Source organism: Streptomyces viridochromogenes DSM 40736, from assembly GCF_000158955.1.
GTDB lineage: Bacteria > Actinomycetota > Actinomycetes > Streptomycetales > Streptomycetaceae > Streptomyces > Streptomyces venetus.
In genome coordinates, this window is record NZ_GG657757.1 from 8,269,205 (window position 1) to 8,278,918 (window position 9,714).

7 protein-coding genes and 2 pseudogenes are annotated in these 9,714 nt (G+C 70.2%); 8 read left to right on the plus strand and 1 reads right to left on the minus strand.

Features of this window, described 5'->3' with window-relative positions; all coding sequences use genetic code 11:
• The first annotated feature begins 33 nt into the window (after positions 1–33).
• The 4 genes from SSQG_RS36285 (at position 34) to SSQG_RS36300 (ending at position 5,011) form a co-directional block, all read left to right on the plus strand.
• A complete protein-coding gene (locus SSQG_RS36285; RefSeq protein WP_039934420.1) occupies positions 34–1,362 on the plus strand; it encodes an extracellular solute-binding protein in 1,329 nt (442 codons plus the stop codon).
• Positions 1,363–1,479: 117 nt separating this feature from the next.
• A complete protein-coding gene (locus tag SSQG_RS36290; protein WP_003994982.1) occupies positions 1,480–2,391 on the plus strand; it encodes a carbohydrate ABC transporter permease in 912 nt (303 codons plus the stop codon).
• Positions 2,388–3,290 (plus strand): carbohydrate ABC transporter permease, encoded by a 903-nt coding sequence (locus SSQG_RS36295; RefSeq protein ID WP_039934422.1) that lies wholly within the window; start codon positions 2,388–2,390, stop codon positions 3,288–3,290. Before SSQG_RS36290 ends, SSQG_RS36295 begins: the two co-directional genes overlap by 4 nt.
• 2 nt (positions 3,291–3,292) lie before the next feature.
• Entirely contained in the window at positions 3,293–5,011 is a 1,719-nt protein-coding gene (locus SSQG_RS36300; protein ID WP_003994984.1) for a hypothetical protein, read from the plus strand.
• A 37-nt stretch (positions 5,012–5,048) separates the two neighbouring features.
• Here SSQG_RS36300 and SSQG_RS36305 read toward each other — a convergent pair whose 3' ends face one another.
• A complete protein-coding gene (locus SSQG_RS36305) occupies positions 5,049–5,705 on the minus strand; it encodes a nucleoside/nucleotide kinase family protein (RefSeq protein ID WP_003994986.1) in 657 nt (218 codons plus the stop codon).
• 68 nt (positions 5,706–5,773) lie between these two features.
• Between SSQG_RS36305 and SSQG_RS36310 the strand changes: the two genes are divergently transcribed.
• From SSQG_RS36310 to SSQG_RS36325, 4 genes and pseudogenes are all read left to right on the plus strand, one after another.
• Positions 5,774–6,169, plus strand: a complete 396-nt coding sequence (locus SSQG_RS36310; RefSeq protein WP_039934423.1) for a YybH family protein — start codon at positions 5,774–5,776, stop codon at positions 6,167–6,169.
• Positions 6,170–6,249: 80 nt separating this feature from the next.
• Positions 6,250–6,979: pseudogene (locus SSQG_RS36315) on the plus strand (HAD family hydrolase).
• A complete protein-coding gene (locus tag SSQG_RS36320) occupies positions 6,976–9,330 on the plus strand; it encodes a glycoside hydrolase family 65 protein (RefSeq protein WP_003994988.1) in 2,355 nt (784 codons plus the stop codon). Before SSQG_RS36315 ends, SSQG_RS36320 begins: the two are co-directional and overlap by 4 nt.
• A gap of 116 nt (positions 9,331–9,446) precedes the next feature.
• Positions 9,447–9,714: pseudogene (locus tag SSQG_RS36325) on the plus strand (hypothetical protein); the annotation flags it as partial.

Here is a 9,714-nt window from a genome sequence, read left to right on the forward strand (position 1 = left end):
TGCTTCTTCCGCTACGAAGAAAAGGGATCGAAGATGATCAGTGTGGGTGTGCGGCGCTCCCGCCGTCTCGGCCGCGGCGGTATACGCCGCGTGGTTCCTCTCGCTGCCGTGGCCTCGGCAGGTGCTCTTCTGCTCTCCGCCTGCGGGTCGGGTTCCGACTCGGGTGGGACCTCCAAGTCGCTGACGTTCTGGATCTCCACGGTTCCGGGGCAGGACGCGGGCTGGAAGAAGCTGGTGGCGCAGTACAAGAAGGAAAAGGGCGTCACCGTCAAGCTCGTCAACATCCCCTACGAGGGCTACACGACGAAGCTGCACAACGCCGCCCAGGCGAACTCCCTGCCCGACGTGGCGGCCGTGCCGGCGCTGGACCCCATCTGGTCGAGCAAGCTGATCGACCTCAGCTCCATCGCCGACAAGAAGAGCTACAAGATCAACGCCAACTTCCTCGCCAAGGACTCGTCCGGGAAGGTGCTGGCCATCCCCTCGGACGTCACCGCGTCCGGCATGTTCATCAACAAGTCGCTGTTCAAGAAGGCCGGCGTCTCCTTCCCGACCTCGCCCGAGAAGACCTGGACCTGGACGGAATTCATCAAGGCGGCGAACAAGGTCCGCGAGAAGACCGACGCCAAGTACTCGCTGACCTTCGACCAGTCGCCCTCCCGGCTGCGCGCCATGGTGTACGAGATGGGCGGGAAGTACGTCCACGCGGACTCCTCCGGCAAGTTCTCGGTGGACGCGGCGACGAAGAAGGCCGTCAACACCTTCGTCGGATGGAACGACAACAAGACCATGCCGAAGTCGGTGTGGACCAGCGGCGCCGACCCGGCCGCCATGTTCCAGAGCGGTGACGTGGTCGCCTACTGGTCCGGCGTGTGGCAGGTGGCCGCCTTCGCGGACAGCATCAAGAAGTTCGAGTGGGCAAGCGTCCCGACCCCCGCCCAGCCGGTGCAGGCCAGCGACGTCAACAGCGGCGGCATGATGGTCGGCTTCAACAACAACGAGGCCGCGGCCACCGCCGCGCAGAAGTTCCTGTCCTGGGTCTACGAGCCGGACAACTATCGCACGCTGTGCGAGGCCTCCGGATTCCTGCCTGTCGAGAACGGTCTGAACCCGAAGTACCCCTTCACCTCCGAGGCGGCGCAGGCGGCGTTCAAGCTGTACAACGAGTCGATCCCGCTCTACGCCCCGATCTCCGGCTACTTCAACAACGCTCAGACGCAGTGGGTGCTGAAGGGCAAGAGCATCACCGAGGACCCGACCAAGACGGAGCTCGGCAAGGCGATCAACGGCCAGCAGTCGCCCGGCAAGGCCCTGGAGAACATCGTGGCCGGCTACAACCAGCAGGTCGGCGGCGGTTCGTAGGCCGCGGGGCCGGGCGGCGGGGCGAGACGCCGCCGCCCGGCCCGGACGCGCCCTTCGTTGCCGGGCTCGTGGCGTGAGCCCCTCTGCAATCCCTTCCACCAGCACGGAGTCAGGAAGATGACCAAACGCGCCCCGGACGTGTCCGCGAGCCCGCCCAGGAGACGCAGCAAGTACACCCTTGCGCCGCTCGTCCTCATCGCGGCCAACGTCGTGCTCTTCGCGTTGTTCTTCGTTTGGCCTGCGGTGATCGGGCTTCTCTACTCCTTCACGAACTACACGGGCGTGGGGGTGTTCCAGTGGGTCGGACTGGACAACTACTCCCACCTCTTCGGGGACTCCACGTTCTACGACGCGTTGAGCCGGACGCTGCTGTACACCGTCCTCTTCGTCCCGCTGAACTTCGCGCTCTCGCTGCTCGCCGCCAACCTGGTGGTGAACAAGCACGCCAAGGGCTCGTCGATCGCCCGTGTCATCTTCTTCATCCCGTGGCTGCTGTCGCCCATCGTCGTGGGTGTCCTGTGGCGGTGGCTGTTCGGTGAGAACTTCGGACTGGTCAACTACGTCATCGAGGAGCTCGGCGGAGGCGCCGTCCCGTGGCAGTCGAACGCGGACCTGTCGCTGCTGGTGGTGGTGATGGCGGCGGCCTGGGCGTGGACGGGATTCACGATGCTGCTGTTCATCGCGGCGATCAAGAACGTCCCGGTGTCGTACTACGAGGCGGCCGAGCTCGACGGCGCCGGTCCGTGGCGCAAGTTCATCAGCATCACGCTGCCGAGCATCGCGCCCACCTCGTTCATCGTCATCCTGCTCAACACGATCAACGCGATGAAGGAATACCCGGTGTTCGTCGCCCTCAACAACGGCGGGCCCGGAACCTCGAACAACCTGCTCGTCCAGTACATCTATGAGACCGGCTTCAAACGGGGCCAGATCGGCTACGCGAGCGCCGCGTCGTTCGTGCTCATGCTCATCCTGATGGCCGTGGCGATCATCCAGCTGATCGTCAACCGGCGGGTGGAGAACCGATGACAACCACAGACATGCCACGCCCGCTCGACGCCGACGCCAAGCAGCCCGTTCCCAGGCAGCGTCCCCGCAAGACGGCGGGCGGCGGGTTCCGGCGGGCGGTGCCCGCGACGACACTGCTGTGGATCCTGGCGTGCCTGTACGGGCTGCCGGTGCTGTGGTTCATCCTCAGCTCCCTCAAGCCGGCCAGTGACCTGTTCTCCTATCCGCTGACGCTGGTCCCGCACAACCCCACCCTGTCGGGATTCGAGGCGGCGTGGGACAGCGCCAACTTCTCCCAGTACTTCATCAACACGGCCATCGTGTGCGTGATCACGACGATCCTCACGGTGGGTGTCAGCTGCTGCACCGGGTACGCGCTGGCCAAGTACGACAACCGGTGGCTCAAGGCCTTCTTCCTCTGCATCCTGGCCACCACGATGCTGCCGGGCGAGGTCATGCTCGCACCGGAGTTCCTGGTGGTCCGCAACCTCGGCCTCTACAACTCGTTCGCCGGCATCATCCTCCCGGCCGTGCTCACCGCGACCGGATGCTTCATGTTCCGCCAGTTCTTCCTGACGGTCCCCGACGAACTCGTGGAGGCCGCCCGCATCGACGGCGCCCGCGAACTGGCGATCTTCGCGCGGATCATGGTGCCGCTCTCCCGGCCCATCATGCTGACCCTCGCCATCCTGTCCTTCCAGTGGCGCTGGAACGACTACATCTGGCCGCTGCTGATGCTCAACGACCCCAACAAGTTCACCGTGCAGATCGGCATCCAGAGCATCGTCGGCGCGCAGAACATCAACTGGTCGGTCCTGCTCGGCGCGTCGGTCATCTCCATGATCCCGCTGATCGCCATCTTCCTGGTCTTCCAGCGCTACGTCATGGGCGCCGACATCAATGCCGGACTGAAGGACTGATCGTGCCCCTCCCGCTCGACCACGAGTTCGTCCGCGCGGTGGCCGGCGCCGCGGACCGGCTGGCCGTCCCACTGGCGGACGGCCCCGACGAGGAACCCGCCGGCCTGCACCACCGCGCTCTGGCGCGCCGGGTGAAGACTCTGGTCGCGGCGTACCGGTCCCCGGACTCGGCACTGCACGGCAGCGGGCAGGCCGTCGCCGCCGCGACGACCCACCTCCGCGCCCTGCGGGCCACGCAGACACCCACCGGCCTCTTCGCCGGCGGCGACAACGTGCAGTCACCGCCGGACTCCGCGTTCACCGTCAACGACGTGTGCGACGCGCACGTCCTCGCCGCCGGCGCGGGGCCGGAACTGCACGACGTGACGGCTGCGCTCGCCGAGATCGCCGGTGCCGCCTCCGGCAGTCTCCTGACCGGTGGGATACACACTCCGAACCACCGCTGGGAGCTGTGCGCGGCGCTGGCCCGGCTGCACCGGTCGTTCCCGGACGACCGGCTCCTCGACCGCGTCGAGGAGTGGCTCTCCGAGGGCGTCGACATCGACGCTGAGGGCCTGTACTCGGAACGGAGCGCCAACTACGCGGCCCACGTGTCCAACCCGTCGCTGCTGCTGCTGGCCGGTGTGCTCGGCCGCGCCGACCTGCTGGACGCCGTGGAACGCAATCTCGCCACGACCCTGGACCTCATCAGGCCGGACGGCACGGTGGAGACCGTCCTCTCGCGGCGGCAGGACCAGAACCACCCGTTCCCGCTGGCGCCCTACCTGCCGCACTACCGGCTGCTCGCCATCCGCACCGGCCGGGGCGACTTCAGCCGGGCGGCGCTGCTGGCGGCCGCCGGCGGCATCGACGATCCCGACCTGCTCGCCGAGAGCATCCTCACCCCGGACCTGTGCCACGTCCTGCCGGCACCGGCCGCGGAGACACTTCCGCGTGACCGGTACCTCACCACCGCGCGCCTCGCCGCACGCGCCTCGGCCACCGCGCACACGGTGGTGTACGGCGGCTCCGACGTGCCCGAGCACCGGCGCATCCGCTCGGGACTCGCCTGCAATCCCACCTTCCTGCGCCTGTTCGCCGGCGACGCCGTCCTCGACGCGGTCCGCCTCTCACGGGGATTCTTCGACCTGGGCCCGTTCCGCGCCGCCGCCGTGCACCAGGACGCCGACCACCGGTACCGGCTCACCGAAACCCTCACGGCCGCCTACTACCAGCCGCTGCCGCCCGACCGGCGACGCGACGACGGCGCCTACCACATGGCGGACGAGGGACGCTTCTCGGCCGCGATGGCCTTCCCGGACCGGCCACGGGACGAGGTCTCCCACACGACCCGCGTCGAGGTGGACCTGAGGGAGGACGGCGCCGACCTGCGGATCGACATCAGCGGACCACGGGTGCCCTGGGCCCTGGAACTGACCTTCCGGCCGGGTGGCGTGCCCGAGGGCGCCGTACCGATCGGCGAGGGGCGCTGGTGCCTGACGACCGGGCCGATGACCTACCGGGTCGGTGACGACGAGATCCGGATCGAGGCCGAGGTCGAGGCAGGTGAACCGCTGGCCGGGCCGGACGGGAGCGACGTGCTGCGGTACGACCCGGGGCAGGACTACACCGTGGTCGGCGGCACCGACGCGACGACGGGGAACCGCGTCTACATCGGTGGACACGGCCCGCACACCCTGACCGTCGCACTGCGTGCCCGCCGGAGCGCACCCGTCGTGTGACTCCGGCGACCCGCGCCCCCTCCTGTGCACGGTGTGTTCAGAGCTCGACGCGCGGCGGTGCCAAATCCGGCACCACCAGGTCCGCCCGCCCCCGGGTCGTCGCGACCAGCTGGGCGTTGCGCTCGTCCGAGCGTGACACCCATGCCACCGCTTCCTCGTGCGTCTTGCCGAACTGCTCGTGGCGGACGACCAGTCGGCGGACGCGCTCGTGCTCGGGCAGCTCGCAGAACCACACCTCGTCGAGGAGAGGGCGGACGCGGGGCCAGGCCCCGGTGGCCAGGAGCAGGTAGTTGCCTTCCGTGATGACCAGGCGGGCCGTCGGGGGCACCGGGATCGCCCCCGCGATCGGCTGCTCCAGGACGCGTTCAAAGCCGGGCGCGTACACCGGCTCGTCGTGCGACTCCTCGCGCAGCCGCTCCAGCAGGGCCGCGTACCCGGCCGCGTCGAACGTGTCGGGCGCGCCCTTGCGGTCCCGGCGGCCCAGTCGCTCCAGTTCGGCGTCCGCGAGGTGGAAGCCGTCCATGGGGACGTGCGCCACCCACGGCTCGCCCGTTCCGTTCAGTTCCCGCACCAGGCGCTCGGCGAGCGTCGACTTGCCCGCGCCGGGGCACCCGGCGATGCCGAGGATCGCGCGCCGGCCGTCCCGCGGGAGGGCACGGGCGCGGTGGACGAGGTCGTCGAAGGTGAGTGGCACACAGCAGAGTGTGTCACCCTGCGCGCAGGCCGTCCGGTACGGGGAGGGGGGGAGAAGGGAGCCGCACCGTGTCCGACGACGAAGCCCGGATCCGCGCACTGATCACCCACTGGGCCGAAGCCGTCCACCGGGGCGATCTCGACGGCGTCCTCGCCGACCACGCCGAGGACATCGTCATGTACGACGTACCGCCGCCCCACGAGGGCCTCCACGGGCTGGCCGTCTACCGGGCGGCCTGGCCCCCGTTCCTCGAGTGGCAGGCCCAGGGCGCGAGCTTCGAGATCGACACCCTCGACGTCACCGCCGGCACCGACACCGCCTACGCGCACGCCCTGCTGCGCTGCGGCACCCCGGAGGAACTCGCCGAACGCCCCACCCTGCGCCTGCGGCTGACGTTCGGCCTGCGCAAGGAGGAGGGCCGCTGGCTGGTGGCGCACGAACACCACTCGTTCCCGCACGACTGACCCCGCGCGCCCCCGGGAATGTGGCGTGCGCCACTCACTGGACGCCGCCGGTTTGGGAACCGGTCCCTTATGACGCAGGAATGTCTTCCGACGACATCACGCCTGCCTCTTTCGACCTCGACGGCGTCGTTCACCCGGACGGCCGTCGTGCACGCGGCCGCCTGGAAGGAGATGTTCGACGCCTTCCTGCGCGAGCGGGGCGGCGAGGACTTCCGGCCGTTCGACGCGGCGAGCGACTACGACGAGTACGTCGACGGCCGCCCGCGCGCCGACGGCGTCCGCACTTTCCTCGCGTCCCGCGGTATCGACCTGCCCGACGGAGACCCCGACGACCCACCGGGCGCACAGACCGTCCACGGGCTGGGCAACCGCAAGAACGACCTGGTCCTGGAGAAGATCCGCACCGACGGCGTCGAGGCCTACGACGGCACGCTCCGCTACCTGGAGGCGGTCCGGGCCCACGGCCTGAGCACCGCGATCGTCTCCTCCAGCGCCAACTGCCGGGACGTGCTGCGCTCGATCGGCGCCGAGCACTTCTTCGACGTACGGATCGACGGCGTGGTCGCCGCCGAGCGCAAGCTGCCCGGCAAACCGCGCCCCGACACGTTCCTGGCCGCCGCCGAGGACCTCGGCGTCCGGCCGGACGAGGCCGCCGTCTTCGAGGACGCGCTGGCCGGCATGGACGCCGGCCGCGCCGGCCGCTTCGGATACGTCGTCGGCGTCGACCGCGTCGGACAGACCGACGCGCTGTACGCGCACGGCGCCGACATCGTGGTGCAGGACCTCGCCGAACTGGGGGACACGCGGTGATCGCACAGCGGTCCTACACCGTCGAACCCTGGACCGTGCGCGAGACGGAACTCAACCTCGACGTCCTGGCGCAGAGCGAGTCCGTGTTCGCCCTGTCCAACGGCCATATCGGCTGGCGCGGCAACCTCGACGAGGGCGAACCGCACGGCCTGCCCGGCAGCTACCTCAACGGTGTCCACGAACTGCACCCCCTGCCGTACGCCGAGGCCGGCTACGGCTACCCCGAGTCGGGCCAGACCTCCATCAACGTCACCAACGGCAAGGTGCTGCGCCTCCTGGTCGACGACGAGCCGTTCGACCTGCGCTACGGGCGGCTCGTCACCCATGAACGGACCCTGGACCTGCGGCGGGGCGTGCTGGAGCGGGTCTGCGAGTGGACCTCACCGGCGGGCTCGACCGTCCGGGTGCGCTCCACCCGGCTGGTCTCCCTGACCCAGCGGGCGATCGCCGCCGTGGCGTACGAGGTGGAGCCCGTCGACCGCCGTACCCGTGTGGTCGTCCAGTCGGAACTGGTCGCCAACGAGAGCCTGCCGGAGCCGGACGGTGACCCGCGGGCCGCCATGGCGCTGAAGTCGCCGCTGGAGCCGGAAGAGGACCTGGCCTCCGGCAGCCGGCTGCGGCTGGTCCACCGCACCCGCCGCAGCGGCCTCCGGGTCGCCGTGGCCGCCGATCACGTCGTCGACGGCCCCGAGCGGACCACGACGAGCAGCGAGAGCAACGTGGACGTGGCCCGGCTGACCGTCACCTCCGTCCTGGAGCCGGGGGAGCGGCTTCGGGTGGAGAAACTGGTCGCGCACGGCTGGTCCGGCGCCCGGTCCCGGCCCGCGATGAGCGACCAGGTCGAGGCGGCGCTCGCGGCGGCCGCACACAGCGGCTGGACGGGGCTGCTCGCGGACCAGCGGGAGTACCTCGACGACTTCTGGGCGCGCGCCGACGTCGAGCTCGACGGTGACGAGGAGATCCAGCAGGCCGTCCGCTTCGCCCTCTTCCACGTCCTCCAGGCCGGTGCCCGCGCCGAGCAGCGCGCCATACCGGCCAAGGGACTCACCGGCTCCGGTTACGACGGGCACGCCTTCTGGGACACCGAAGCGTTCGTGCTGCAGCTGCTGACCTACACCGCGCCGGCGGCGGCCGCCGAGGCCCTGCGCTGGCGCCTGGACACCCTGCCCGCCGCGCAGGAGCGCGCGGCCCAGCTCGGCCTGCGCGGCGCCGCCTTCCCCTGGCGCACCATCGAGGGCTCGGAGGGCTCCGCGTACTGGCCGGCCGGCACCGCCGCGTTCCACGTGGGCGCCGACATCGCCGACGCCGTGGTGCGGTACGTGGCGGCCACCGGCGACGAGGAGTTCGAACGCGAGGTCGGCGTGGAGCTGCTGGTGGAGACGGCCCGGCTGTGGCGCTCCCTCGGCCACCACGACGACCGGGGCGTCTTCCACATCGACGGCGTCACCGGACCGGACGAGTACAGCGCCATCGCCGACGACAACACGTACACCAACCTCATGGCCCGGGCGAACCTGCTGGCCGCCGCCGACGTCTGCAAACGCCACCCCGACGAGGCGGCACGGCTCGGCGCCGACGAGGAGGAGAGCGCCGCCTGGCGGGACGCCGCCGAGGCCCTGCACGTCCCCTACAACGAGGAACTCGGCGTGCACGAACAGCACGCCGGCTTCACCCGCTACCAGCGCTGGGACTTCGCCCGCACCAGGCCGGACCAGTACCCGCTGATGCTCCACTTCCCCTACTTCGACCTGTACCGCAAGCAGGTCGTCAAGCAGGCGGACCTGGTGCTGGCGATGTACACCTGCGGCAGCTTCTTCGAGGAGTACTTCGACGAGGAGCAGATCGCCCGCAACTTCGCCTACTACGAGCCGATCACCGTACGGGACTCCTCCCTGTCGGCCTGCGTCCAGGCCGTCATGGCGGCCCGGACCGGCCATCTGGACCTGGCCTGCGCCTACACGGCCGAGGCCGCGCTGATGGACCTGGGAGACCTGGAGCACAACACCCGCGACGGACTGCACATCGCGTCGCTGGCCGGCACCTGGATGGCGCTGGTCGCCGGGTTCGGCGGCATGCGGTGCACCGACGGCGGTCTCCGGTTCGCGCCGCGTCTGCCCGAGAAGTTCAGCCGTCTGGCGTTCACGGTGGCGTTCCTCGGCCGCCGCCTGCGGGTCGAGCTGACCGGCGGAGAGGCCACCTACACCCTGCGCTCGGGCCCGCCCCTGACGATCCGTCACCACGGCACCGAGGTGACGGTGCGGGAGGACACCCCCGTCTCCCGCCCCGTCCCTCCACCGCCCCAGCGACCGGCCCCGAGCCAGCCACCGCACCGCGCCCCGAACGTCCGCTGAGCCTCACCCCCCCCGAGTCGGACACTTGGCCGTATTCCGCCCTGCACGTCCCCACCCGACGGGTTAGCTTGATCGGGATTTCTGATCATCGGGTCAATCGGGGTAAGGGGCGGAACATGGCTGACGGCGCGAACGCCATCCTCGTTCGCGGGCGAAGACGCGAACAGCCGCGCGGGTCGGGCACGACCCGCACGGCGCGCGGCAACCGGCCGCTCGCCGTGCTCGCCGCCGTCTTCACCCTCGCCCAGCTCGTCCTGGTCCGGCCTGTACTGGGCCTCGGCTGGGACGAGATCGTCTACGTCAGCCAGGTCACCCCCCACACCCCGGCGGCCTTCTTCAGCGCGCCGCGCTCCCGGGGCGTGTCCCTGCTCGTGGCGCCCGTGG

What these genes read in the sequence shown, in the direction of transcription:
- SSQG_RS36295 (WP_039934422.1), top strand. Translation starts at nt 2,388, where the DNA reads ATGACAACCACAGACATGCCACGCCCGCTCGACGCCGACGCCAAGCAG.
- SSQG_RS36290 (WP_003994982.1), top strand. Translation starts at nt 1,480, where the DNA reads ATGACCAAACGCGCCCCGGACGTGTCCGCGAGCCCGCCCAGGAGACGC.
- SSQG_RS36285 (WP_039934420.1), top strand. Translation starts at nt 34, where the DNA reads ATGATCAGTGTGGGTGTGCGGCGCTCCCGCCGTCTCGGCCGCGGCGGT.